The 24,025-nt window shown below is 49.9% G+C and carries 24 protein-coding genes; 8 read left to right on the forward strand and 16 right to left on the reverse strand.

The features are described from left to right. The first annotated feature begins 79 nt into the window (after window positions 1–79). A complete protein-coding gene (locus GS501_RS05685; protein ID WP_160830901.1) occupies window positions 80–1,006 on the forward strand; it encodes a glycosyltransferase family 2 protein in 927 nt (308 codons plus the stop codon). A gap of 105 nt (window positions 1,007–1,111) precedes the next feature. Here GS501_RS05685 and GS501_RS05690 read toward each other — a convergent pair whose 3' ends face one another. The 7 genes from GS501_RS05690 to GS501_RS05720 are packed head-to-tail and all read right to left on the reverse strand — an operon-like array spanning window position 1,112 to window position 6,863. Further along, a complete protein-coding gene (locus GS501_RS05690) occupies window positions 1,112–2,434 on the reverse strand; it encodes a dihydroorotase (RefSeq protein WP_160830902.1) in 1,323 nt (440 codons plus the stop codon). Then, window positions 2,424–3,347 carry a glycosyltransferase family 9 protein gene (locus tag GS501_RS05695; protein WP_160830903.1) on the reverse strand — a complete coding sequence of 308 codons (924 nt, stop codon included), beginning with the start codon at window positions 3,345–3,347 and terminating at the stop codon, window positions 2,424–2,426. Before GS501_RS05695 ends, GS501_RS05690 begins: the two co-directional genes overlap by 11 nt. Continuing rightward, window positions 3,344–4,042, reverse strand: a complete 699-nt coding sequence (gene dnaQ, locus GS501_RS05700; protein WP_160830904.1) for a DNA polymerase III subunit epsilon — start codon at window positions 4,040–4,042, stop codon at window positions 3,344–3,346. The genes GS501_RS05695 and dnaQ overlap by 4 nt, the downstream gene beginning before the upstream one ends. A 10-nt stretch (window positions 4,043–4,052) precedes the next feature. Further along, window positions 4,053–4,664 carry a dephospho-CoA kinase gene (coaE, locus tag GS501_RS05705; RefSeq protein WP_160830905.1) on the reverse strand — a complete coding sequence of 204 codons (612 nt, stop codon included), beginning with the start codon at window positions 4,662–4,664 and terminating at the stop codon, window positions 4,053–4,055. Window positions 4,665–4,667: 3 nt separating this feature from the next. Beyond that, complete coding sequence (locus GS501_RS05710; RefSeq protein WP_160830906.1) at window positions 4,668–5,513, reverse strand: shikimate dehydrogenase; 846 nt, start codon at window positions 5,511–5,513, stop codon at window positions 4,668–4,670. A gap of 4 nt (window positions 5,514–5,517) precedes the next feature. Next, a complete protein-coding gene (locus GS501_RS05715) occupies window positions 5,518–6,288 on the reverse strand; it encodes an N-formylglutamate amidohydrolase (RefSeq protein ID WP_160830907.1) in 771 nt (256 codons plus the stop codon). Continuing rightward, entirely contained in the window at window positions 6,288–6,863 is a 576-nt protein-coding gene (locus GS501_RS05720) for a TlpA family protein disulfide reductase (protein WP_160830908.1), read from the reverse strand. Before GS501_RS05720 ends, GS501_RS05715 begins: the two co-directional genes overlap by 1 nt. Window positions 6,864–6,873: 10 nt before the next feature. On the opposite strand from GS501_RS05720, the gene argH reads away from it, so the two are divergent. Continuing rightward, the gene (gene argH, locus GS501_RS05725; RefSeq protein ID WP_160831104.1) at window positions 6,874–8,307 is read left to right on the forward strand and encodes an argininosuccinate lyase; all 1,434 of its coding nucleotides are present in this window, start codon (window positions 6,874–6,876) and stop codon (window positions 8,305–8,307) included. A 14-nt stretch (window positions 8,308–8,321) separates the two neighbouring features. Further along, on the forward strand, window positions 8,322–8,480 hold the full coding sequence (gene lptM, locus GS501_RS09865) for an LPS translocon maturation chaperone LptM (protein WP_202405346.1): 159 nt from the start codon (window positions 8,322–8,324) through the stop codon (window positions 8,478–8,480). Between the two features lie 692 nt (window positions 8,481–9,172). Here the strand turns inward: lptM and GS501_RS05730 are convergent. The 8 genes from GS501_RS05730 to GS501_RS05765 all read right to left on the reverse strand — a co-directional run bounded on the left by GS501_RS05730 (window position 9,173) and on the right by GS501_RS05765 (window position 17,475). Continuing rightward, a complete protein-coding gene (locus tag GS501_RS05730; protein ID WP_160830909.1) occupies window positions 9,173–9,730 on the reverse strand; it encodes a T4SS efffector SepA family protein in 558 nt (185 codons plus the stop codon). A gap of 649 nt (window positions 9,731–10,379) precedes the next feature. Continuing rightward, complete coding sequence (locus tag GS501_RS05735; RefSeq protein WP_160830910.1) at window positions 10,380–11,174, reverse strand: MBL fold metallo-hydrolase; 795 nt, start codon at window positions 11,172–11,174, stop codon at window positions 10,380–10,382. Further along, a complete protein-coding gene (locus tag GS501_RS05740; RefSeq protein WP_160830911.1) occupies window positions 11,171–11,956 on the reverse strand; it encodes a TatD family hydrolase in 786 nt (261 codons plus the stop codon). The genes GS501_RS05735 and GS501_RS05740 overlap by 4 nt, the downstream gene beginning before the upstream one ends. A 1-nt stretch (window position 11,957) precedes the next feature. Continuing rightward, on the reverse strand, window positions 11,958–13,487 hold the full coding sequence (gene metG / locus GS501_RS05745; RefSeq protein ID WP_160830912.1) for a methionine--tRNA ligase: 1,530 nt from the start codon (window positions 13,485–13,487) through the stop codon (window positions 11,958–11,960). Between the two features lie 46 nt (window positions 13,488–13,533). Continuing rightward, window positions 13,534–14,460 carry a DNA polymerase III subunit delta' gene (locus tag GS501_RS05750; RefSeq protein ID WP_160830913.1) on the reverse strand — a complete coding sequence of 309 codons (927 nt, stop codon included), beginning with the start codon at window positions 14,458–14,460 and terminating at the stop codon, window positions 13,534–13,536. Beyond that, a complete protein-coding gene (tmk, locus tag GS501_RS05755; protein WP_160830914.1) occupies window positions 14,457–15,113 on the reverse strand; it encodes a dTMP kinase in 657 nt (218 codons plus the stop codon). The genes GS501_RS05750 and tmk overlap by 4 nt, the downstream gene beginning before the upstream one ends. Next, window positions 15,113–16,363 (reverse strand): D-alanyl-D-alanine carboxypeptidase family protein, encoded by a 1,251-nt coding sequence (locus GS501_RS05760; protein WP_160830915.1) that lies wholly within the window; start codon window positions 16,361–16,363, stop codon window positions 15,113–15,115. The genes tmk and GS501_RS05760 overlap by 1 nt, the downstream gene beginning before the upstream one ends. 95 nt (window positions 16,364–16,458) lie before the next feature. Then, window positions 16,459–17,475 (reverse strand): lytic transglycosylase domain-containing protein, encoded by a 1,017-nt coding sequence (locus tag GS501_RS05765; protein WP_160830916.1) that lies wholly within the window; start codon window positions 17,473–17,475, stop codon window positions 16,459–16,461. 148 nt (window positions 17,476–17,623) lie between these two features. On the opposite strand from GS501_RS05765, the gene GS501_RS05770 reads away from it, so the two are divergent. Together GS501_RS05770 and GS501_RS05775 are read left to right on the forward strand one after the other, a co-directional pair. After that, a complete protein-coding gene (locus GS501_RS05770) occupies window positions 17,624–18,187 on the forward strand; it encodes a VTT domain-containing protein (protein WP_160830917.1) in 564 nt (187 codons plus the stop codon). An 8-nt stretch (window positions 18,188–18,195) separates the two neighbouring features. Beyond that, on the forward strand, window positions 18,196–19,263 hold the full coding sequence (locus GS501_RS05775) for an ATP-grasp domain-containing protein (protein WP_160830918.1): 1,068 nt from the start codon (window positions 18,196–18,198) through the stop codon (window positions 19,261–19,263). A gap of 49 nt (window positions 19,264–19,312) precedes the next feature. On the opposite strand, the gene GS501_RS05780 is transcribed toward GS501_RS05775, so the two are convergent. Further along, a complete protein-coding gene (locus tag GS501_RS05780; RefSeq protein ID WP_160830919.1) occupies window positions 19,313–19,771 on the reverse strand; it encodes an MlaD family protein in 459 nt (152 codons plus the stop codon). Between the two features lie 144 nt (window positions 19,772–19,915). Between GS501_RS05780 and GS501_RS05785 the strand changes: the two genes are divergently transcribed. From GS501_RS05785 to GS501_RS05795, 3 genes are read left to right on the forward strand one after another with little or no spacing between them, the layout of a single operon-like run. Next, on the forward strand, window positions 19,916–20,755 hold the full coding sequence (locus GS501_RS05785; RefSeq protein ID WP_160830920.1) for an undecaprenyl-diphosphate phosphatase: 840 nt from the start codon (window positions 19,916–19,918) through the stop codon (window positions 20,753–20,755). A 52-nt stretch (window positions 20,756–20,807) separates the two neighbouring features. After that, window positions 20,808–22,340, forward strand: coding sequence for an APC family permease (locus GS501_RS05790; RefSeq protein WP_160830921.1), 1,533 nt, complete (start codon window positions 20,808–20,810; stop codon window positions 22,338–22,340). A gap of 57 nt (window positions 22,341–22,397) precedes the next feature. Beyond that, window positions 22,398–23,921 carry an amino acid permease gene (locus GS501_RS05795; protein ID WP_160830922.1) on the forward strand — a complete coding sequence of 508 codons (1,524 nt, stop codon included), beginning with the start codon at window positions 22,398–22,400 and terminating at the stop codon, window positions 23,919–23,921. Window positions 23,922–24,025: the final 104 nt, after the last annotated feature.

Below are 24,025 nucleotides of genomic sequence, written 5' to 3' on the forward strand. Positions count from 1 at the left end.
TCAGGCAAGCATACAGCGACGGCCCCTCTGCGGCAAACAACCTCTCCGACAGATTGCTATAAAAAGAAGGAAAAATAGGATGGCCATTGTCAAGGTTATGATGATGCAGAAAAATGAAGGACCTCGCTTAGCGCGGTGGTTAACGCATTACGGCCAAATTTTCGGCATGGAAAACCTTCTAATTTTCGATAATGGTTCCAGCGATAAATTTACCATTTCCCTTCTTAATGAAGCAGAATATCGCGGCGCCCATGTGCGACGTGACCTGAATAGACCGGTCGATTTTCAAATGAAAGGGCAGCATTACAACAATGTGATTGCCTCTCTCGACCATGATGAGGAGTATGATTTTGCCCTCCCGGTCGATTGTGATGAAACACTGTGCGTCTTCACAGAGGGCGGCTTGTCCCTCGATGCACGCGATATTCATGCCGAGTTTGAGCGTCTAAAATCCTATCGCGGTGCTTTTTCCATCGGCCTTTCTCTCTTCAACGTCCCCAATAGAGAGGGATGGTACGCCCCTAACCGTTTTTTCCCTAAAGGGTTTGTTCCTGCACGCTGTGGCGCCCGAATCGATAACGGTCACCACTTTCCTACTTCCAGTGAAGTGCCTGAATCCTTCTTAACGCGCTTTACCTACCTGCATAATCACCATCGCCCCTATCGTGAGATGATCCGCAATGCACGCGCTAAACTTGCTTTAGAAGTTGAGAATGTCACTGACAAAGAGCTTCTCAGAGAACATGCCCGCCGTGCTCTTCCAGGCGGACATTTGGTTCATCTCCTGCTGGGAACTCAAGCAGACTATTACACCATGTATAAAAATGAAGTACAGCTCTACTTTCAAGGTAATGATGTGCTGCTACAAGAACCCGGGAAAAAGAATGTCCGTTATTGGGACGCAAAACGTTACCGGGAGTGCCATCCTGATACAGTCGTCTATGAAGCTGGGCTTCTCAGCCACTATCTCACCTACGGGGCTCCAGAGGGACGAGAACTTCCCTAATCTTTGCAGAACAAGACATCGAGAGAGAGAGCCAATAAACCACCAACACTCTCTCTGATGCGCATTTTTTTACTTAATAAAGAAGTATTTCCGTCCTTGCGTATATTAAGGCTGGAAAGAAACAATCTTTCCTTTCTGCGATGAGATAATCGTATCATCCTGCATGACCACATGCCCACGCACGATGGTGCTCACCGGCCACCCTGTGACCTCTACCCCATCGAAAGGTGTATGCCCAACAGGTGATGCAATCCACTCTTTGGTGATCGTCCGGCGTTTCTTCATATCAACGAGCGTAAAATCGGCATCAAACCCAACAGCAAGACGGCCTTTTGTCGGCACACCATAGACACGTGCTGGCCCTGCAGCCATGAGGTCCACGAAGCGCGATAAGCTCAAGCGCCCTGCATTAACATGATCCAGCATCACAGGAACAATTGTCTGCACACCCGTCAAACCAGCCGAACATTCCATCCAAGGCTTGTTTTTATCCTCTAAGGGATGTGGAGCGTGGTCAGAGGACACAACATCTACGCGGCCATCGCGAATAGCAGCCCAGCTTTCCTCATAATGGCGTCGCTCATTACGTAAAGGAGGGTTCATAACCGCCATGCCCCCCAAACGCTCATAGCATTCTGGCCCTACTTGCGTGAGATGATTAACCAACACCTCAACCGTGGACACGTCCCGGTTTTCTGAAAGGTAAACAAGCTCTTCAGCGGTTGAGACATGCAAAATATGAACAGGACGCCCTGTCTTACGAGCTAGAGCAATAATGCGCCTTGTCCCTAAAAAAGCACATTCAACATCACGCCACTCAGCATGATTGGCGTAAGGTTGGCCTTTATGGAACAATTTCTTACGCTCTTGCAGGCGATATTCATCCTCGGAATGAAAGGCCACACGACGATGCCCTGAGCGTAAGACAGCCTCAATCCCTGCATCATCTTCAATCATCAAATTCCCGGTTGAAGAACCAGCAAATACTTTCACAGCACAGACACCAAGCTGCGTCTCTAGTTCCTTTAATGCTGGCGTGTTGTCACGCGTGGCACCAACATACATCCCTACATCAATATGAGCGGTTTGTGCAATATGGTCCCGCTTCCATTTCAGCATATCAACGGAGGTAACGGCCGGGTTTGTATTGGGCATATCAAACACCGTCGCAATACCACCCAGCGCAGCAGCCCGCGTTCCGGTCTCTAACGTTTCCACTTCTGGCTTACCAGGATCCCGCAAATGCACATGAGCATCAATCAACCCTGGTAAAACATGCAGCCCCGTCGCATCAATCACACGGTCAGCTTCATCCGAGGCCGCAACAGAGAGTGACGCAATGTGATGATCCTTCACCCCAATATCTGTCTGGGCTTCTCCCCACGGGAAGACACAAACCCCATTTCGTATAATCAGATCATAATGCATGCTTTCTCTCCTCTCGGTGTGTACTCATATGATGTAAAGACTGCGCCGCCTTAAAAACCTCATCCACGCTCAACGCCTCCATACGACCTTGGCCTTCTGGCCCCGGAGCACAAAGCGTTTGGGTATAAGGACCTGATGGCGCATATTGTGAGACAAAACTTGGGCCAAACAAGCCCAATGTAGGCACCCCAGCCGCCGCTGATAAATGCATCAAACCGGAATCACTCCCGACGAAAATCTGACAACGCTGCAACAAACAGGCGACTTCCCCTAAAGGGCGGTTTCCCCCCATATCCAAGGCCTCTGGCAATGCCTGCACAATGGGAGACGCATAATGCTTCTCAACCTCTCCAGGACCGTAGAAAATAACAGGACGAAATCCTTCTGCCATGAAGCGTTGCGCCAACTGCACAAAAGACCGTGCAGGCCATGATTTGGTGGGTGTCCCTGCCGTCGGTGCCAACGCTAGCAACAGTTGAGAAGACTGCAGCAATTGCTGAGCTGCATGTTTCTCTTCAGGACGGAGCCATAAGCGCGGCATGAGCGGGGTCTCGCAACGAAGAGCGCGTGCGTGTTGTGCAATCTTTAATCCCGGCCGCCGCCCTCCACGTACGATAATACGATGGCGCGCCCATAAACCCCAACTCACCACAGATGACCGGAGATCTACCACCATAAACCAACATTTGCCGACAGACTGCCGCCAAAGAGAGAGCCAATGCCGATTATGACGTTTCTTCGTAAGTGATATCACGCGTTCACAACGCGGAACCGCCGTAAAAAGACTTTCAACCGCAGGTCCACACACAATGGTAAAAACAGCACGCGGATAGCGTTCTTGTAACAGATTGAGGACAGCTGTTGATATTACGGCATCACCCAAACGATGCGCCGTAATAAAGAGAATTTTCATTTTTCACGCTGCCAGAGAGGATTACTGATCCCGTCAAGGAAGGCCCGATGCCGCGCCAGTGTCCCTTCATCAGGCATCGCCATAGGGCGTGGTGTCCGTCCCGTCACACGGCGCCGTTGGCGTGCCCCCGCCTCTCCTCCTTCTGATTGTGACGGCCCTGAAAGCCCTAACCCACGCTGCCGCCCACCAATCAGCTCAACATACACATCGGATAACAAGCGACAGTCAAGCAACGCGTTATGCGTTCCACGTTCTGAAAGGTCGATCCCAAAACGGCGGCACAGCGCATCCAAACTGGCCGGCATCCCCGGATATTTCTTGCGCGCCATGATAACTGTATCAACAGCTCGGCTTGCATAATCCAAAACAGGGCGGCCACATTTCTTCAGCTCAGCATTGACGAACTTAAAGTCAAACGGTGCATTGTGAGCGATCATACGGCTATCGCCAATAAATTCTAAAAAATCATCGGCAATGTCAGCAAAAATGGGCTTATCGCGCAGATCATCAAGCGTAAAACCATGCACACGTGTCGCTTCTGGCGGAATATCCCGCTCTGGATTAATCAAGACATGGTAATGACTGCCCGTCCGCAGATCATTCACCAATTCAAGCGCTGCGATTTCAATAATGCGGTCACCTTGGTCAGGATCAAGCCCTGTTGTTTCCGTATCAAAAAGAATAGACCGTGTCATACTACGCTACTCACTGCGCTCTTTCTGTTTCCAGCCGATGAACCAAAGCATGCACTTGGCGTGCCAAATGCCCTCGGGACAGCCCTGTTTGTAACACAATATCCGCCCGCCGTCGCCGCTCTTGGTCTGACATTTGACGCGCGATCAAACGACGCGCCTCTGCCTCACTCATCTTCCCATCTCGACGAAAGCGCTTCCGAATACGGGCCAAGCGAACAGACAAAGGGGCCTGCACGACCAGCACAAGGTCACATTCTTTATCAGCCCCTGTTTCCATCAAAAGAGGAATATCCAACACGCATAAATGCACCCCATAATGCCGGCATTTTTGGAGAAAGGCTTTTCTCTCTTGCCTGACCAAGGGATGAATAATGGCTTCTAACTGGGCCAATGCGCCTTCTTTTTGTGCGATGATGGCGCGCAATTTCTCACGCTGCAACACTCCTTCTTTCACCGCTTCTGGGAAAGCGCGCTCAATTTCTGGAATGGCTTTCCCGTGCGGTTTTTGCAGGTCACGCACACAGGCATCAGCATCAAAGACGGGGACACCTGCCCGGCGGAAAAGCTTTGAAACGGTGCTTTTCCCCGCTGCCATACCACCGGTCAGGCCAAGGATATACATCCCTTACTCCGCCGCCTCTAAGTTGAGATCACGCACGAGAAGATTAAAAACAGCCTCTGTGATCTCAGGCATAACCCCAAACCATTGGTGGAACCCTGCCCGCGCTTGATAGATCAACATGCCAAGCCCATCCACTGTCTGCCATCCACGCTGACGCGCCGCTTTGATCAGAGGCGTTTGGCGAGGTGTATAAACAATATCCGCAACGGCCAATCCATCATGCCCATTCGCCAAGGCTTCAAACCACTCTAACCCAGGGACACCCCCCATGCCTAATGATGTCGCATTCACTAAGAGCTGAACATCTTTTAAACGACGCGGCCATTCATCCCACGGCACCACCTCGCCTTCCCCTAAAGCCTCCACTAAAGCACGTGCCCGCTCTTCAGAACGGTTGGTGATAAGAACTGAGCAACCACGGTCAAGCAACGCCGCCGCAATCGCGCGGGCTGCCCCACCAGCCCCGAGAATAAGAACACACCCTTTTAACGGAATATGATGAGCCTGGAGGTTATCACAAAAGCCTGTGCCATCCGTGCAATCCCCAATAATCTTTCCCTGCTCAAAACGCACCGTATTCACCGCTCCAGCGCGCTGCGCCATAGCCGTCAGCTCATCACAAGCGCGATATACGACCTCTTTATGCGGAATGGTTACATTAACCCCTCGGAACCCAGCCGCCGCCAGCCCCCGAAGAGCCGTTTCCACCATGTTGGGAGCAACGGGTAACGGCACATAAACACCATTAACATGATGTTCCTGACACCAATAATTATGCATCAAAGGTGAGCGCGAGTGGCTAACGGGCCAGCCCATCACCCCAGCGAGTTGGGTTTTCCCATTCACCATCACACTACCCCCTTTTCGCGACCCAGAGACGTGGCAAAAGGCGCGCTAAACGCTCACCCCATTCGCGCTGTCCAGTCTCATCCGTAATCAAATCTTGGCGAATCTCAATTTCTAACGCAGGCAAATGACGAGACGCTGCATGATACGGCACGGTATATTCATTCGCTCTATTCAATATGTAAGGCTCGTTATCCCCAACATGTAATGATGGGTCATCCTCCAATAAAAGCGACCGCATGAGATGAGCCGTTTCCTTATCATGATCATGCAGCAAACCAATTTGCCACGGGCGCGGGCTTCCATCAGCCATCGCCGGCGTAAAACTGTGCAATGAGACGAAAAGCATCTCCTGGCCTGCACGCTCCTTCACCAGCTCTTCAATCTTATCATGATAGGGGTGGAGAATTTCTTCTTCCCTCCTGCGCCGCTGTTCGGCCGTTAACCCCTCATTAGCAGGGATAGGCGTCGCATCACTCACGGCAGGGATGGACGTCGCATGACCAGGAGCACGATTGCTATCAATCACCAATCGTGAATAAACCTGCTCAATCAAGGCACACCCCAAACAGTCACGCAGGTGATGCCCCACCTTTTTGATGCCAATATCGTAAGCAATATGGCGTTCCCACTCATGCGATGGGATCCCCATAAAACCGAGCTGTTCGGGTGTTTCACGCCCCGCATGATCACTGACAAGCAAAAAAGGGCTCTCCTTTTTTGCCGGCCAATAGCGGTACGGCACAGGGTCTGCCTGACCTAAAAGAGATGCCGCCATCACTGCGCCTCTTTCAATAAATGCGTCACTGTTTGCGTAGCATCTGGTGCGTTCCAGGCGACACCCCCATCAGACACAGCGCGAATACGCCCCTGCGCATCAACTAATAAAGTCATAGGTAAACCAGGCTCTGATAAACGCGCTAAAGCTTGATGAACTTGGTGCTTATCCGCTGTCCATACAGGGAACGCCTCGAGATGAAGACGTTGTTGCACAAACGCTCTGACACGCTCAGGCGTCCCGCTATCCATGGCTACCGGCACAATGGGCAGGTCTGGATGGGCTTTAAGGAAAGCCGCCAATTGAGGGAGTTCCTCACGGCATGGCACACACCATGTCGCCCAAAGGTGCAAAAGATAAGGCTGCCCTGCTTTAAGAGGTAATGTTTCTTTTGCTTGGTTCTCTCCCATTAAAGAGAGCGTAAAAGGTGCAGAAAGAGGCGCCTGCACCTCTAATTCTTGAAGTTTCTGGAGCTCTTCAGCCTGCGCAGAATTGTATAGCACGCTCCCTGCCGCTAGAATTGCTACGCTGTAAGTGAAGAAACGGCGATCGATCTTCTTCCAAAAACTCAACATAATGGCCACCATGACTCAATTTATGAACGGAAATACACCACCTGAAAGCCATACGCATGAGAGCGCTAACCCCCAATGGGGCGGACGCTTTGCCAGCGGCCCTGCCGCTATCATGAGTGAAATCAATGCGTCCATCGGTTTTGACCGCATCCTATGGCGTCAGGACATTAAAGGATCACTGGCACACGCAGCCATGCTTCGCAAGGTTGGCCTGCTAACACAGGAAGAAGAAAACGATATCCGCCGTGGGCTTGCTGAGATCGGCAAAGAAATTGAGGAAGGCCGTTTCCCTTTCTCTGCTGACCTCGAAGATATTCATATGAATATTGAATCCCGCCTGTCTGAGCGGATTGGCGAAGCCGGAAAGCGCCTCCACACAGCACGCTCACGCAATGACCAAATCGCCACTGACTTCCGCCTCTGGGTGCGGGATTCGATTGACGGGATTATTGGCCAAACACACGCCCTCATGGCCACTTTAGCACGCCAAGCCTTGCAGTATCATGACGTACCGATGCCTGGCTTTACGCATCTCCAAGTGGCACAACCTGTCACATTTGGCCATCATCTCTTGGCCTATGTGGAAATGCTAGCACGTGACGTCTCACGCCTGCGTGATGCCCGCACTCGCCTCAATGAATCTCCCCTTGGTTCAGCAGCACTCGCAGGGACCTCCTTCCCGATTGATCGCACAATGACGGCGAAAGAATTGGGCTTTGACCGCCCCACGGCCAATTCACTCGACGCCGTGTCAGACCGTGACTTCGCGCTTGAATATCTCTCTGTTCTCTCCATTGAAGCCATGCACCTCTCGCGTTTATCTGAAGAGATTGTGCAATGGGCATCGGCAGCATTTAACTTTGTTCATCTCTCTGATGCGTTTACGACCGGCTCTTCCATTATGCCGCAAAAACGCAACCCAGATGCGGCTGAATTGGTCCGCGCAAAGGTTGGCCGCATCACAGGAGATCTCGTCGGTCTGCTCACCGTGATGAAGGGTCTTCCCCTTGCCTACGCCAAAGACACACAAGAAGATAAAGAGCCCGTTTTTGATGCCACAACAGCCATCACCCTTTCTCTCGCCGCGATGGAAGGGATGATTCGCGACCTTAAACCCAATAAAGAGCGTATGCGTGAGCTCGCTGGTGCAGGCTTCTCTACCGCGACAGACCTTGCGGATTGGTTGGTGCGAGAACTGCGTCTTCCTTTCCGCACAGCACACCATGTGACCGGACGCCTTGTGGGTATGGCCGAAAAGAAAGGCTGTGACCTCGCTGATCTCTCCCTAGAAGAGATGAAAAGCGTTGAACCGGGCATCAATAACTCTGTGTATGATGTCCTAACAGTCGAGGCTTCTCTTGCCTCACGCACCAGTGAAGGCGGCACAGCACCAAGCAATGTCAAAGCCCAGGCTGAAAAATGGCTGGCAACCTTAGCCGCCTAATGGAGAGATTTTTTATGATGAATTTTCACATTCCCCGGCGTCTCAGGGCACTGGTTCTCCTCGCCCTCTGCGTCTCCTTCTTCGGTCTCACAGCCTGTGGACGCAAAGGCGCGCCTACTCCTCCCGGCCCAAATAAAGACATCACCTACCCGCGTTATTATCCGTCTGAATAACACCACCTGCCCCCTTGACCGCCAAAGGGGGCACACCCTTCCCAAACAATCCTCCATAATATTGTCGATACCCTTGTCTAGGAAAAGAAAAAGCTGTGCAGGAACAGCATATGCTATACCTGGAGTATTCAGATTCTTTCTCTGATGATTCTTCGTTATTTAAAATCGGCAAAACACCATCGGCGGGCATGACATGTCTGAATTTTCTTGCCATCTTTCACGGCCTTTCTATGAGTTCTGACGCGAACCCGAGCTTATAAGCATCTTATTAGAGCACGGTCCTCCCTGACCGACGATGCGCTCCAGCTATCGTTACGTGGCTAAGAAATAAGCCCGCACGTCTAAAAAGTCGCGAGCGTCACTAGAATGGCATCGCAAAAGATGGTTAGTTTCCCCGCTAAGTAACAAGAATGTTTCAGAGATATAATATTTAATTGGCTAACAATCTTGTCTTTCAAATAAAAAACCTATCTCTTCGTAATAGAAATCCTAAATCGATTCACCATTACCCACCGAAAGGAGTAGGCCACCGAGATAGATGCGTAGATTTACTTTGATTAGTTTTTGTCCTTGTCTAAGGGAAACAACCTTCCTCATATTTTTTATTTTTAAATCGCCAAAGTTCCGTTTTAGCTACTGGAGCTTTGTAACATTAAAGAAATTCTCTGTTTAATACGCACTAAAGGGAAACCCTACCTAGAAGAAATACAAAACTCTCCTGTTTTCCCAGGATAGAATGCGCCCTCACGATCACGCCACGTTATTCTCAAAATAAGAGAATATCCTAGAGCCTGAATAGCGTGAGCTATTGCTCTCCAAGAACCATTTGCATCCTGCCCCTGAACTGAGATGCCTACTTTTTGCAGGTACCTAAACCCTTCATCTGTCTTTAAGCCTTTTACAAATCTAACGGATAAGTTCTGATGTAGCTTATCTGTATCGTTTCCTGCATCTTTAGCAACACTCTCAGCTAGAATATTTAAAATTCCATTCCAATTAGAATTTTTTTTATCAAGAGGTTTTCCATTTATTTCAGCATATATAACTTTTGAATGAGTTAAATCAGGAGCTATAAATGGATTTAACGTTAAAATATTATCTCTAATTTCTTTGTTACTATTTTCATTATTATTAACTTCATACGCATCCAATATCTTATTAATTACACTTTCTATTGTATCTACAAGAGGTTCCGCGTGAGATTGTAGTCTAGAAAATGTCTCTTTTTTGATTGTGATGGACCGAGACATGAGGAATAACTCCATATTGATTTCATATAAGCCTTTTACGATTGCTAACTCAGATAGTCAATTTGTTTCTCCTCATTACCTCCGATTTATTATCGTATAATTTTTGAAAATTATTGGAATAACTAAAGAATAAGGAAGAGTGTTGTGTAACGTTACAACTCCTATTCTACCTGAATTTTAAAGAATATGCTGACGCCAAAAACGAGGCATATCTATTTGAAAAATACATATAAAATTTGAGATGAATATCAATTAGATGAAACATATCCTCCCAGAGAAATCGGGATATCAAGATACTCATCCAATTTTTAAGAATAGGATTTACTTAAGATTCTAAAAGATGTGCTACATCCTCAAAATTTAGAATGATCATTTATGGTCCGGGAAATGATCACAGACTGTAGTTATATAACTCACCACATAGCTCACGGTAGCAAAGTCACGATCGCCAAGAGGCTGTCACAAGATTTGGACACCGAACTAATATTATCGTTCCAGAAAGTTATCGCCGCCATATGAAATATCTAAGCAACGCACTTGAAACCAACCATGGTAAGCTCAAACAGCTGACAGATCTGTTTTCAAGTTCAAAACGTTAAAAACGACCTCGATCATCTTCGAAAACATAAACCTTCCTTCAAGAAAAGGGCTACACCTCCAAAACCATCCCATCCCACGCCGGTTCCACCCCTTCTGGTAGGGTTTTGCGTAATGTTGCGTAATCCATGTCTGGGCCCATATGAGTGAGGATCGTGCGTTTCGGACGGATAATTTCTCGCCATTCGAGTACACGTTCAAGCCATGCATGGGCTGGGTGCTCATGATATTGCAGGCAGCCAACTATCCACAGATCCAACCCCTTAAGGCGATCCAACACCCCTTCAGGGAAATGCTTCACGTCCGTGCAATAAGCGACTGAGCCAAAACGCATCCCCAAGCTCATTACACGCCCATGATGCTGTGGAAAGACCTCCCCCTTTAAAGGGCCGAACACAATGGGACCATCAGGTGCGATCGCCTCAACCTCAAAAGCGGGTCGGTAAAACTCTCCCCCTTCCCACGGGCGAAAGGCGTAATCAAAACGCGCTTTCAGCTCTGATAGCACCTCAGCCGTCGCTTTGAGGGGAAGTGGTCGTTCAATCACACGATTCACCGCCCGTAGCTCATCCACCCCGGCTATATGGTCACTATGAGCATGGGTGTAGAGAACACCATCCACATGGTTTAAGCCACAACTCAGCATTTGCCGCCGGAAATCAGGCCCACTATCCACCAAAAGACGGAAGCCATCTTGCTCTAAAATAATAGACGAACGTGTCCGTCTATTTTTAGGGTTCTGAGGATCACAGTCTCCCCAAATCCCCGTAAGAGCCCCCTCGCCTTCAGCGCCCCCAATCATGGGAACACCTGGAGACCCACCACAGCCGAGAATGGTCACTTTCATGGTCGTGCTCGCGAAAAAAGACGGTAAGCGTTCTCAGTCGTCACGGCCCTTAAACGCTCATTCTCCATGCCGCGCACTTCTGCAAGGCGAGCCGCTGTATGCGCGACATAACCCGGCGTATTCGGCTTTCCACGCTTAGGCACTGGCGCCAGATAAGGACTATCCGTTTCCACCAAGAGACGCTCTTCTGGAACATCACGCGCCACAGCACGTATTTCCTCACATTTCGGGAAAGTCAGTAGCCCTGAAAAACTAATATAGCCCCCAAGCTCCAGCGCTGTTTGCGCTAAAGCCGGACCAGCGGCAAAGCAATGAAGCAAGAAAGGGAACGCTCCCTTAGCATGCTCATCACGTAAAATCGCCGCCACATCATCATCCGCTTGACGAGCATGGATCACCAATGGCAACCCGGTTACGCGCGCTGCCTCAATATGGCGCCGGAATGTCGCATGCTGTGCAGGCCGCACCTCTTCTGTGCCATGGAAATAGTCCAGCCCAGCTTCGCCTACAGCCACAACCCCTGGAGCACTCAACGCTTGTTCCATCTCATCAAGCTCAGGAAGGCGCTCCTCATGTGCATGGTCCGGATGTGTCCCAATCGCGCACCAAATACGCAATTCGGGGGAGCTATGCTGCAACAGCCCCAATTGATCCTGTTTGCGTGACCACCGTGTACCGATGGTCACCATCCCCACAACCTCAGCCTGACGCGCTGTCTCCAGCGCGGCTTCAAGGTCATCCAAAAGGTCAAGATGACAATGTGTGTCGATCAACCCACTCATTCTATTCCTCCACAAAACGTGGGAACACTCCTTGCGGCTTTGGCAAGATACGGCCACCGGGGAGAAGTGTGTTCAACGCCTCTAACGTGCGTTCATTTTCTTCCACACCCAGCTGATCCAGCATGCGGCTGATACTTTGCGGCATATAAGGCTGAAGCAAGGTCGCGATAACGCGAATAACATCCACCAACACCCGCAAAACATCCGCCATGCGTGCTTTATCCGTTTTCTTCAACGCCCAAGGAGCTTGGCGATCAATATAGGCATTGGCCGCACGGATCAGCTTCCACACCTCTTCCAACGCATCGCTAATCGCCAGTCGCTCAATATGCGCTTTGACAAGCCCCGGTAAATCTGCCGCCTGTTTTAAAATAACCTGATCATCATCTGTTTCTGCACCACGCTCTGGCAGCACACCATCCAGATTTTTAGCGATCTGGCTGAGCGTCCGTTGGGCCAAATTGCCCAGATCATTCGCCAGCTCAACATTCATACGCGTAATCATGGAGCGACGGCTAAAGTTTGAATCCCCGCCGAATGGCACCTCGCGCATGAGGAAAAAGCGAAGCTGATCCAACCCAAATTCATCGGACAACGCTTTGGGGTCAAGAACATTCCCCAAAGATTTGCTCATCTTCTCCCCTTCAACCGTCCACCATCCATGGGCAAAGACTTTAGAAGGAAGCGGCAAGCCAGCCGCCATCAGGAATGCTGGCCAATAGATGCAGTGAAAGCGGATAATCTCCTTCCCCACCACATGCACATCCGCTGGCCAGTAACGCCCCTTTTCTCCCGTTAGGTCGGGATAACCAGCTGCCGTCAGATAATTGGCCAACGCGTCAAACCACACATACATTACATGGTCCGCATCCCCTGGAACCTCAATCCCCCACCGGAAGCTTGTGCGGCTAATAGATAAATCTCGCAGCCCTTGGCGTACGAAACTTTCGATCTCCCGCTTTGGACCAGCCGGACCAATAAAATCAGGATTCTCTTGATATAATTTTAAAAGACGGTCTTGGAATTCAGAGAGTTTAAAAAAGTAAGAAGGCTCCCGCACCCACTCTACCGGAGCCCCAGAAGGCGCTGTTTTACGGCCATCTTCATGCGTTGTGACTTCATCTTCACCGATGAACGCCTCATCACGCGTTGAATACCACCCTTCATAAGCCCCTAGGTAAATGAAGCCATTATCAGCCACTTTTTTCCAAAGCGCTTGAGCAGATTTTTTGTGACGCTCTTCTGTCGTCCGCACAAAGTCATCCGCCGATACATCCATATCCTGTTGCATCTGACGAAACTGCGCTGAAACACGATCCGCAAATTCTTGTGGAGGGACATTCTGTGCCAGAGCGCTTTGTTCGACTTTCTGCCCATGCTCGTCCGTACCTGTTACAAACAAGACATCCTCGCCCATCAAGCGATGGAAACGCGCCAACACGTCACACGCAATGGATGTATAGGCATGACCGATATGCGGTGCGCCATTCACATAGAAAATGGGGGTTGTGATGGTAAAGCGCCGCGTCATGTTTCTTCCTATATCTCTATGTCACAGTTGGGAATGTAAACACCTCTCAGACAGAGGCAAGGGCTAATGCCTGCCGCATTGCCTGTTCCTTGTCCAGACTGAATGATTCGGTCTGTCGGCGCAATGTCTCTAGCGAGGCTGTTTTTTCCGCAAAAAAAGCCGCTCGCGCCACATGCCCTTGAGAGGCTTCATCTTTCGCTTTTTGCACAAAGCCATTGCTTAATCGATCACAGAACAACGCAAAACCCGCCGTCTCACGCGCTATTTGATGCAGCGAATGCCATAGATCTTCATCAAGCTCTCGCCCGTCGAGAACTTGCCGGACAAGCGATTCAATGCGGCCATGATGATCTTGCGCTAAAAAAAGAGCGCGCCCCGGGGACCCTTGGGCATTTTTTAAAGCCTCTTCTGGGAGATCAGGTAAAAGCTGATGCATCTCTTCTTCTGTCAGAGGCGATAAAGCCATCGCACGGCATCGGCTCCGAAGCGTGGGGAGAAGCGCCCCAGGAGCCGCCGTTGTCAGCAGAAAAAGCGTTTGTTGCGGGGGTTCTTCCAGGAGCTTTAACAACGCATTCGCAGCAAAACGATTGAGAAATTCCGCGCCATCTACAATCACCACACGCCATCCCCCTTCCGTGGCTGTGTGATGGAGCAGATGGTGCACCGGCTGAACATCAGAAACCGTAATTTCCCCACGCAGGCGCCCTTTTTTCGGGTCATGCTGGCGTGCAATCACCAACAAATCCCCGTGCGTTCCCGCACTAATGCGTCTCCCCGTCGCGCTTGATAAAACATCACCCTTAAGAACAATACGCGCTAAACGATACGCTAATGTCGCCTTACCAATCCCTGCAGGACCGCTAATTAACCACGCATGGTGAAGGCGCCCAGCGCGCCATGCTTCAACAAAAGCCGCCTCTTCCTTTTGATGTCCATAAATAACCGGTGCCTGATGGGGTTCAGGCAGAGTCATACGCCTTTCTTCCGCAATAGTGCCCATACGCTTTCATAAAGCTCTGTAAATACCTCATCAGGGGCTGCTTCTGCATCAATACGCTGAATACGCTTGCCATCATCATGCTGGTAAATATGCTCGAATCCCTCTCGCACACGCCGATGAAACGCATCATCAAGCCCTTCATACCGGTCCAACTTTCCCCCGCGTTGGGCAAGACGCCGATAGGCCGTCTCAAGGGAGACATCCAACCAAAAAGTAGCTTCTGGCTCGTAATGCAAGAGCTCACGTAAAGACGTAATAAACGTTAGACGTTCAAGAGCACCATGGCCGATCCCATACCCTTGATACGCCCATGTGGAATCATGAAAGCGATCACAAATCACTATTTCCCCGGCCTCAAGAGCCGGAGATATATTTTGGTCAAAATGATCACAGCGCGCCGTCATATGCAGCAGAATTTCAGCTTTCCAGGAAAATTCCTCTTTCCCGAAAAGCAATTGCTGACGCAACGCTTCTGCACCTGGTGTTCCACCGGGTTCACGCGTTAAGCGTACCTTCAACCCGTCATGCCTTAAAGCCTCAGCTAAAAGACGCGACTGCGTTGATTTCCCACCACCTTCACCACCTTCTAAGGTGATAAACAAACCGCCTTTAACGTGACGAACCATTACTTATTACTTATCCGTCTCATTGCCCGATCAAACAACCCAAGCTGTCCAACGGGCTGGGCCGCATAGAGCGGCTGTGCATAGAGCTCTTTATCCGCCAACATAATCGTTACACGTCCATATTCTTTCCCCACTAACACAGGGGCGGATAATGGCGCGGCATAATCAACATTGATGCGAACACGCGACTGCCACCCAATCGGAAGGGTCATCACGACATCTCTTTCCACTAAGAGAGGAACACTCTTCTGCGCGCCCATCCAGACCGGTGCGTCTTTTTCAATCACCTGCCCTCGACGCAGCAAAGCGGTAGTCTCAAAATTGGCAAACGCCCATGACATCAAGCGCTCCCCTTCATGAGCACGCTCATTGCTGGACGCTGTACCGTTAATCACGACAATCACACGGCTGCCATTGCGCTCTGAGCTGGCACAAAGGCCAAACCCGCCAGCATCCGTATGGCCGGTCTTCAAGCCATCAGCCAATCCTTTATCCACCAGGACGTTCCGGTTGCCTTGGTGAATGTGATTATAGGTAAAATCTTTCTCACCAAAGAAATGATAATATTGTGGGAAATCATGAATGAGATGATCCGCAATCGTCCCAACATCACGCGCTGTCATATAATGATTGGCATCTGGCCACCCTGTGACGTTAGCGAAATGTGATCCCCTCAGCTTTAAACGCCCAGCAGCTTGATTCATTAAAGCAACAAAGCGCTCCTCTGAGCCAGCAATCCCTTCTGCCAACACAATGCACGCATCATTACCAGACTGGATAAGCATCCCCTGAATCAGCTCGCGCACAGAGACATTACCCCCCAGTGGCACGAACATTTTGGACCCCTGCATCCGCCATGCTTTGTCACTAACAGGGAATGTTTGATCCAGTTGGATGCGTTTTGCTGCCAAAAAACTGAAAACGACATAAGCCGTCATCATCTTTGTGAGGGATGATGGTGGCATTTGGTTGTCAGCGTCTTTCTCCAGCAAGACGGTGCCCGTCGTACTATTAAGAATATACGCCCAGCGTGCTGACGTCGCAAAAGGCCCAACAAGGGTGGAGGCCATCCCCCCTGTTGTTTCTGGCGGTGTGTTCCCTGCTGGTGTAGCCGGACTTCCACCCTTTCCATGCCCATGTGCCTTTGCACGTGAAGCCGCTAATGCGGACTCCCCTAACTGCCACCCTGACAGTGCCGAAACAGCCGTAATTCCAGCTATTCCCCCGATAACAGAACGTCTTGTTCGCACGCCGATCCCCGCGCTGTTGTCTCGCTGGCTCCTAAAAGCCAGCTTACGATCATTAATGGCTACTTACACAGCCCCGATACATCTTCAGTGGGCTTCTAGGCAGAATCACGCGTAATCGCATCGCCCAAAAGCCCGACGGCAAGAGCATAATAATCGGACGGGTTGTAAGCCCGAATAGCCCGGAAATTATCATACACTAAAAAGACTTGGCCGCCAGGGCCATCAGGCTGCAATAACTTCGCCTTTCTTTGAGCATCGTCAAAAGCCTGCCCATCCCTTCTGCTAACGCCTAATGCACTCCATTCCCCAACGGTTCTCTTCGGCGCATTTTTTGATTTTTGTGCGGCAAGCGATGAAAAACGTCCTCCACTTCCCAGCGGGATCACTACCTCCTCACCCCAACTCTCACCAGTTTGCCATCCAGACCGGCCAAGATAGTTTGCAATGGAGGCGAAAATATCGATCTGCGAATTCCATATATCTTTACGCCCGTCATGGTCCCCGTCCGCTGCGAAACGAAGATACGCACTTGGCATAAATTGTGCCTGCCCCATCGCGCCTGCATAGCTTCCCAACATATGCGCTGGAGCAATATTCCCATCCGCCAAAATTTTGAGCGCTTTTAGCAGCTCATCACGGAAAAAACGGGAACGCCGCCCATCATACGCCAATGTTGCCAAAGCATCGATAACGGAGAAACGCCCTTGCGTCGCCCCAAAACCCGATTCAATTCCCCATATACCCATCACAGGGGACGGATCAGCGCCAAATTCCTGACAGGCTCCATGCATGTCTTGTTTGACATTCTGATAAATAGCTCGGCCTTGCTGGCATCGTTTCGCATTCACAACACGATCGCGATACTGCGCCCATGTCATGTGGAATTCGGGCTGGTGCCGGTCTCTTTTCAAAACATCCGCATTCGGCGTGGAGGTGAGTGACAAAGCCTCATCGACGATCTCTGCTGGAATTCCCCGTTCAATCGCCTCTCGCCGAATCCCCGCACAAAAGTCAGCATAGCTCCCTTGTGCACCCGGTGCAGCACACACCGACCCCAGCGGAGCCATAAAAGCACCAGCTGCCAACCCTGCTACAAAATATCGTCGCTTCATCCCCATGCTCCTCTATAAAAGGCCCGCAATCTCACCTTGTCCCGTTTGACCAACCACTATCATTCTCTTTTTCCAATCACCAGAGAGATTGCTCTTCAACGTAAGACATGCCAAAATCTCAATCGCATTACTGGGACCAGCTTTTATCGTGATCCATATCGGCTCTATTCTCACCGCTCAGCCTGTTTGGCTAAAGATCGTTAGCATCGTGGTGGGGACCTTCATTTTAGAAGATGTCGCAACCGTTCTTTCCGCTGTTGCGACACAAGCTGGCCGCGTAAGTTTCTCAGTTGCTCTCTGCTCTCTTTATTTCGGTGTTGTCGTGGGGGATATAGGCCTCTATGCCTTGGGATTCGCCGCAGCACGCTGGCCGTTCTTGCGACGTTTTATTACACTCCCCAACCATGAGCAAACCGAGCGTTGGTTCTCGAGCAATACGATTAAAGTGGTTGGCATTGCACGTTTTATACCCGGGGCACGCCTACCACTCTATACAGCCTGTGGCTTTTTTAAAGCGCCATTCCTCCCATTTGCCATGACAGCCATCGTCGCCACACTTGTTTGGATTACGTTGCTTTTTCTGCTTTCTCTTCGCATTGGTAAGTGGCTTTTGGCCCACCAAGGGGGATGGCGGTGGGCTGGAATTGCTGGCTTCGTTCTCTGCATTATTTTCATAGGCCGCTTTGTCGCCCGCCTTCAACGTGTGAGCTAAACCAGTCTATGACTGACAAAAACCCAGAACATCATAACCCTCTGTCCATGTTTGAATTTTGGCCAGAATCCCTTTTTTACACCCCCATTGTTCTTTACTGGATCATCATGGGGTTACGTTATCGCGACCTCAGTATTGCCACTGCCGCGAACCCTCGTATTGAAACGGGGGGGCTATGCGGAGAAAGTAAAAGCTCCATTCTCGATATGGGCGGGCCAATCGCCCAAACCGCCATTGCCCCTTATCGCGTTTTCCGTAATGGAAAAGATGCCCTCTCACGAGCATTGGCCGCGATGGAAGAGTTGAATCTTTCTTTCCCTGTTGTGGTAAAGCCCGATATTGGCTGCAATGGCACAGGCGTAAGGCTCATTGCCGACCGGGAAACTTTGGAAAAAGTCTTACCACTCTTCCCCAATGATGTGTCCCTTCTTATCCAAAAACTGATTCCATACCCCGTTGAAGCGGGTATTTTTTATATTCGCCATCCTAACGAAAAAACGGGGCAACTAACCTCTGTCACCTATAAAGAAGCGCCCATTATCATTGGAGATGGGACGTCGACCTTACGTGAGTTAGTCTTAAAAGACCCACGCATGAGCCAAGTTCCACAGCTCTATCTACCAAGGCTCAATGGCCAAGATGATGTCGTTCTTCCTGCAGGTGAACAACGCTCCCTCGTTTTTGCCGGGAACCATTGTAAAGGCTCCATCTTCCGCGATGGTCGCTATGATGTGACAAACGAACTCACACATCGCATCAACGACATTATGATGGATATCCCTGATTTCCATTTCGGACGAATTGACGTCAAAGCCACATCGATAGAAGACTTACGTCGTGGCGAGGGCTTCGAAATTATCGAAATCAACGGTGTCGGCTCAGAAGCCATCCATATATGGGACCGTCGCACAACCCTCTGGGAAGCCTATAAAACCCAGTTTTACCACTACCGACAGACTTTTCTCATTGGTGCAGCCAATAAAAAGAAGGGATGGCGGAGTTCAGGTGCGCTCTCTTTATTTCAATCTTGGATCAAACAACGCCGCCTTCTTGCATCATATCCCGTTAATGATTGAGACACCGCATCTCCTCCCGCTCGACATACCGAGCGGGAGTTAAAATGACTTATAAATTTCCTGCACCAAAAATATAGTTACTAATTTGCTGTTCTAGCGACAATAATGGATGCGCATTCAAAATAGTACTGCCCGGTTTAAGCGGGGTACGGCTATGGCCCGGCTCAAGAAAGAGAGCATCATCACCACCGACGGTTGGAGCTGCAATCGACACGGCCGTATCTGACGGCAAGACCAACTGGCTTTCCACATCAAAAGCAACATCTGCCACGGCAATATCGGAGTTCAACGTAATAGAACGCACTCGACCAACCGTGACCCCTCCCAGATCAACATCACTCCCAGCAGCAAGCCCATTGGCCGAGCTAAAAGAAGCATGAAAGACCGTCCTATCCCCCAAAGGACCATGGTTCAGGGCATAACCATAAATAATGAAAGCCGCTGAGAGGACCAATACACAAGCACTTGCCAAAAAGGCACCGCCCCTTCCTTTTATAATAGCATGCATACGTGAACCTCTTACTTCCTACCGTGCTCTACTCTCTTCTCGCGAGGTAGATGTCCTGCTAGAACTGGTCAAGATCTTTTAACATAGTTTTCCTCTCTCTCAAGAAACAATAAAGACAGGAGCAATGTGAGGTATGCCCATCTTATGACTCTTTTTCAGGCTCTTATTCTCGCAATCGTTCAGGGTATTACCGAACCATTTCCTGTAAGTAGCCTTGGGCACGCTGTATTGCTCCCCGGTCTGTTGCATTGGTCTTTAGACGAACATAGCCCATTTTTTCTCCCCTTCCTGACCATGTTACATGTCGGCACACTTCTCGCTTTGGCGCAGATTTTCTGGGGCGAATGGGTCAAAATTATCCGTGGGTTACTCGGTCTTTCTGGCCAAACAGAACGTCACATGGCCGTGCAACTTTGTGGCCGCCTCATTGTCGCAACACTGCCCGCCATTGTTATCGGAGGGCTCTTTGAACATTTTTTACGCTCTGTTTTCGCAAACCCTCTAATGGTTTCAGGCTTTTTGATCCTCAATGGCTTCTTACTGATCATCACGTCACGGCGTCATCATAACACAAGACCAACGGTTGATCATTTATCACAGATTACAGTTCGGGATGCTCTCATCGTAGGATGCTGGCAATGTCTTGCTCTCTTCCCTGGGCTGTCCCGATCCGGTGCCACCATTAATGGCGGATTAACGCGAGGCTTTAGCTCCTTTACGGCAGCGCGCTTCTCGCTCCTCCTTGCCCAACCCATCATTCTCGCTGCCACAGCCAAAGAAGCCTGGCAACTTCGCCACGTTACCGTAACATCTTCTATGATGGAGCAAGGAATTCTCGGTGCTATTGTCGCGGGGATTACCGCTTTGATCTGTTCACGGCTTCTGCTGCGTTTCTTGCGCTATTCTGACAATAATGCCCTCACCCCTTTCGGGATTTACTGTATTTTAGCAGGACTTTTCTCAGGAATCTGGCTTCTATTCTAATTCCCCTCATCCTACCATTTCCCTTTGCTTATACGACGACACTGGAGAACGCATGACCAACACCCCATCCCCCCCATCTTCAGCGCGGCGTAAAACATTGAAACAACTGTCCGAAGAGCAAAAAGGACATGGTCTCAAACGAAGTTTAACCGCAACACAGCTCCTGGTCATGGGGGTTGGTACCACAGTGGGGGCTGGGGTCTATGTTATGACAGGGACTGCCGCTGCCGAATATGCCGGCCCAGCTATTTTATTATCGTTCCTGCTTTCTGCCCTCGCCTGTTTATTTACAGCACTTTGTTACGGCGAATTAGCCTCAACCTTCCCGGTCTCCGGCTCCGCTTACTCCTACGCTTATCTTTCAATGGGCGAAAAAGCGGCTTGGGCCGTTGGTTGGTTGTTGCTTCTTGAATATTGCGTAGCAGGAACGGCTGTTGCCTCCGGTCTCTCCGGCTATCTCACATCTCTTTTAGAGATAATCCATATCCATGTTCCGGCTTTTCTATCCCAAACAACATTGCAATCACGCGTTACGCCAAGTGGAGGCACGCTTGCCCTCCATCCAAGCTTTAACCTTGTTGGCTTTATTCTTGTTATTCTTGTCAGTCTTCTGCTCATTCGTGGCACAGAAGAATCCTCACGCTTCAACACGCTCATCGTCTTTCTCAAAATTGGCGTGTTAGCATTATTCATAATCATGGGTGTCGGTGCCATTAACCCGCATAATTGGCACCCCTTTATTCCACCATCCCAAGGTAATTTTCATTACGGCCTCAGCGGTGTTTTTCGTGCGGCTTCAATTGTTTTCTTTGCCTATGGCGGTTTTGAAATTGTCTCGACCGCCTCTGCCGAGGCACGCAACCCCACACGAGATGTCCCGATCGGGATTATTGGTAGTCTGGCCATTTGCACTGTCATCTATATCGCCGTTGCCGCTGTTCTTCTGGGAATCGTTCCTTATCAGCAACTTGATGTGGCCGATCCTCTCGCTGTTGCCACAAAGGTCATGCACAAGCCGTGGCTTGCTGTCTTCATTAACACAGGCGCGACCATTGGTCTTTTTTCTGTTTTGTTCGGCCTCATCTATGCCGCATCACGCATCCTACTAACAATTGGCCATGACCAGCTGATTCCCTCATTTTTTTGCCGAATTCATGACCGTTTCAAAACACCATTGCTTGGAACATTAGTCCTTGGCCTCATTATGGGCACGATGACGGCAACGCTCCCTATCGCCCTTGTGGGAGACCTTTTATGCATCGGCGTTACGCTGGCTTTTGCCATGGTTTGCTTCACGGTCATATGGCAGCGTAACCGTGATCCAGAAACCGAACGCCCCTTTCGTGTTCCCTTCGGAGGCGTAACAATACACGGTTTCTGGATAGGAATTATCCCAGGCCTCGGTATTCTCTTTTGTTTCTTCATGCTGCTACCACTCTTCTGGAACATGATTCACGCCCTGATGAGTGGCAACCCGCTCCCTTTTATTCTTCTAGTGATTTATGTGGGGCTAGGCGTTGGCACTTATTACGGTTACGGCAAGAAACATTCTATTATGGCTCCTAGGAATAATCCTCCGTCATAATAAGCGTGTCTTTTTCTCTATTCTTTACAGGGTATTTATGAGGTTTTGTCAGGTATCATGACCGGTTCTGCTTCATCACGTAATCCACGTCGTAAAAGCCTCGCTCAGGTTTCTGCAGAAAACGAAAATCACAAACTAAAACGCAGCCTTACAGCGACACAGCTCCTTTTCATGGGGGTGGGTACTACTGTGGGCGCAGGTGTGTATGTGATGACAGGAACAGCCGCAGCAAATTACGCTGGCCCTTCCGTTCTTCTCTCTTTTCTCATTGCAGCCGCAGCCTGCCTCTTCACAGCCCTGTGCTATGGTGAATTAGCCTCGAGCTTTCCTGTCTCTGGATCGGCTTATTCCTACGCCTATATTTCAATGGGTGAAAAAGCAGCCTGGACTGTGGGATGGCTTCTCCTCTTAGAATACGGCATTTCATGCACGGGAGTCGCTGCTGGTCTCTCCGGCTATTTCACCTCCTTACTGGATAGTTTTGGCGTCCATATTCCCACTTTTCTCAGAAGCTCTACGCTGCAACCCCTACCGGGGAGCGATGACACTATTTTGACGATTAACTGGCGGCTCGACCTTGTTGGACTTTTGGCCGTTCTCTTTGTAACCGCTTTATTAGTACGCGGGATTGAAGAATCTGCCCGCTTTAACACCGTCGTTGTGGGACTAAAAGTGGGTGTCCTGCTGCTCTTCATCGTCATCGGCATCAATTTCGTTCACCCTGAAAATTGGCACCCTTTCATTCCTCCCTCACAAGGAAATTCTCATTACGGGATTGCTGGCATCTTCCATGCGGCTTCAATTATGTTTTTTGCTTATGCAGGGTTCGAAGCTGTTTCGACAGCCTCCGCCGAAGCACGCAACCCAACGCGTGACATCCCCATTGGGATCATTGGTAGCCTGATCATCTGCACCATTATTTACATAAGTGTGGCCGCTGTACTCCTCGGTATTGTCCCCTATAAGCAGCTCAATGTGGCGGACCCCCTCGCCATCGCCACAAAGATCATGCACAAGCCATGGCTTGCCCTTCTCATCAACACGGGCGCGACAATTGGTTTATGCTCCGTTTTGCTTGGCCTTATGTATGGTCAAACACGCGTTCTTTTAACGGTAGGACGGGACGGGCTCATTCCCTCGCTCTTTAGCCATATCCATCCTCGTTTCCGTACACCTTGGATTGGCACGCTGATTATCGGCACACTCGTCGGCCTCATGACGGCGACAATGCCCATTGATATTATCAGCAACCTTGTCTCTATCGGGACAGCTCTGGCCTTTGCCATCGTATGCTTCACCGTCATATGGCAACGCAACCAAGCCCCCCACGCACCCCGCCCCTTCCAAGTTCCACTAGGCGGGATCACCATACGGGGCATTTGGATTGGTATCGTCCCACTCTTAGGGATTATTTTTTGTTGTGTGATGGCCTTCCCGCTTATCTTCAACATGTTTCATGCTGTAATAGCGGGGAACCCTGTCCCCTTAATTTTGTTGGTCGTCTATTGCGGCCTTGGTGTTGCAACCTACTATTTCTATGGACGCCATTACTCATCCATGGCGCCACGTAATCAACCATAAATCTCTTTAACCTTCCTGGGGTTAGGACTCATTCATTAAATTGAAAGAGTCCTAAATCAGCCGTGCTTAAGAGATTGCAAGTAAGAAATCTTATTGTAACGAGC

Origin of the sequence: Saccharibacter sp. 17.LH.SD (genome assembly GCF_009834805.1) — a bacterium.
Classification (GTDB): domain Bacteria; phylum Pseudomonadota; class Alphaproteobacteria; order Acetobacterales; family Acetobacteraceae; genus Saccharibacter.

Coding starts and splice junctions, on each gene's coding strand:
- GS501_RS05685 (WP_160830901.1), top strand. CDS start 80: ATGGCCATTGTCAAGGTTATGATGATGCAGAAAAATGAAGGACCTCGC.
- GS501_RS05690 (WP_160830902.1), bottom strand. CDS start 2,434: ATGCATTATGATCTGATTATACGAAATGGGGTTTGTGTCTTCCCGTGG.
- GS501_RS05695 (WP_160830903.1), bottom strand. CDS start 3,347: ATGAAAATTCTCTTTATTACGGCGCATCGTTTGGGTGATGCCGTAATA.
- dnaQ (WP_160830904.1), bottom strand. CDS start 4,042: ATGACACGGTCTATTCTTTTTGATACGGAAACAACAGGGCTTGATCCT.
- coaE (WP_160830905.1), bottom strand. CDS start 4,664: ATGTATATCCTTGGCCTGACCGGTGGTATGGCAGCGGGGAAAAGCACC.
- GS501_RS05710 (WP_160830906.1), bottom strand. CDS start 5,513: ATGGTGAATGGGAAAACCCAACTCGCTGGGGTGATGGGCTGGCCCGTT.
- GS501_RS05715 (WP_160830907.1), bottom strand. CDS start 6,288: ATGGCGGCATCTCTTTTAGGTCAGGCAGACCCTGTGCCGTACCGCTAT.
- GS501_RS05720 (WP_160830908.1), bottom strand. CDS start 6,863: ATGTTGAGTTTTTGGAAGAAGATCGATCGCCGTTTCTTCACTTACAGC.
- argH (WP_160831104.1), top strand. CDS start 6,874: ATGACTCAATTTATGAACGGAAATACACCACCTGAAAGCCATACGCAT.
- lptM (WP_202405346.1), top strand. CDS start 8,322: ATGATGAATTTTCACATTCCCCGGCGTCTCAGGGCACTGGTTCTCCTC.
- GS501_RS05730 (WP_160830909.1), bottom strand. CDS start 9,730: ATGTCTCGGTCCATCACAATCAAAAAAGAGACATTTTCTAGACTACAA.
- GS501_RS05735 (WP_160830910.1), bottom strand. CDS start 11,174: ATGAAAGTGACCATTCTCGGCTGTGGTGGGTCTCCAGGTGTTCCCATG.
- GS501_RS05740 (WP_160830911.1), bottom strand. CDS start 11,956: ATGAGTGGGTTGATCGACACACATTGTCATCTTGACCTTTTGGATGAC.
- metG (WP_160830912.1), bottom strand. CDS start 13,487: ATGACGCGGCGCTTTACCATCACAACCCCCATTTTCTATGTGAATGGC.
- GS501_RS05750 (WP_160830913.1), bottom strand. CDS start 14,460: ATGACTCTGCCTGAACCCCATCAGGCACCGGTTATTTATGGACATCAA.
- tmk (WP_160830914.1), bottom strand. CDS start 15,113: ATGGTTCGTCACGTTAAAGGCGGTTTGTTTATCACCTTAGAAGGTGGT.
- GS501_RS05765 (WP_160830916.1), bottom strand. CDS start 17,475: ATGAAGCGACGATATTTTGTAGCAGGGTTGGCAGCTGGTGCTTTTATG.
- GS501_RS05775 (WP_160830918.1), top strand. CDS start 18,196: ATGACTGACAAAAACCCAGAACATCATAACCCTCTGTCCATGTTTGAA.
- GS501_RS05780 (WP_160830919.1), bottom strand. CDS start 19,771: ATGCATGCTATTATAAAAGGAAGGGGCGGTGCCTTTTTGGCAAGTGCT.
- GS501_RS05785 (WP_160830920.1), top strand. CDS start 19,916: ATGACTCTTTTTCAGGCTCTTATTCTCGCAATCGTTCAGGGTATTACC.
- GS501_RS05790 (WP_160830921.1), top strand. CDS start 20,808: ATGACCAACACCCCATCCCCCCCATCTTCAGCGCGGCGTAAAACATTG.
- GS501_RS05795 (WP_160830922.1), top strand. CDS start 22,398: ATGACCGGTTCTGCTTCATCACGTAATCCACGTCGTAAAAGCCTCGCT.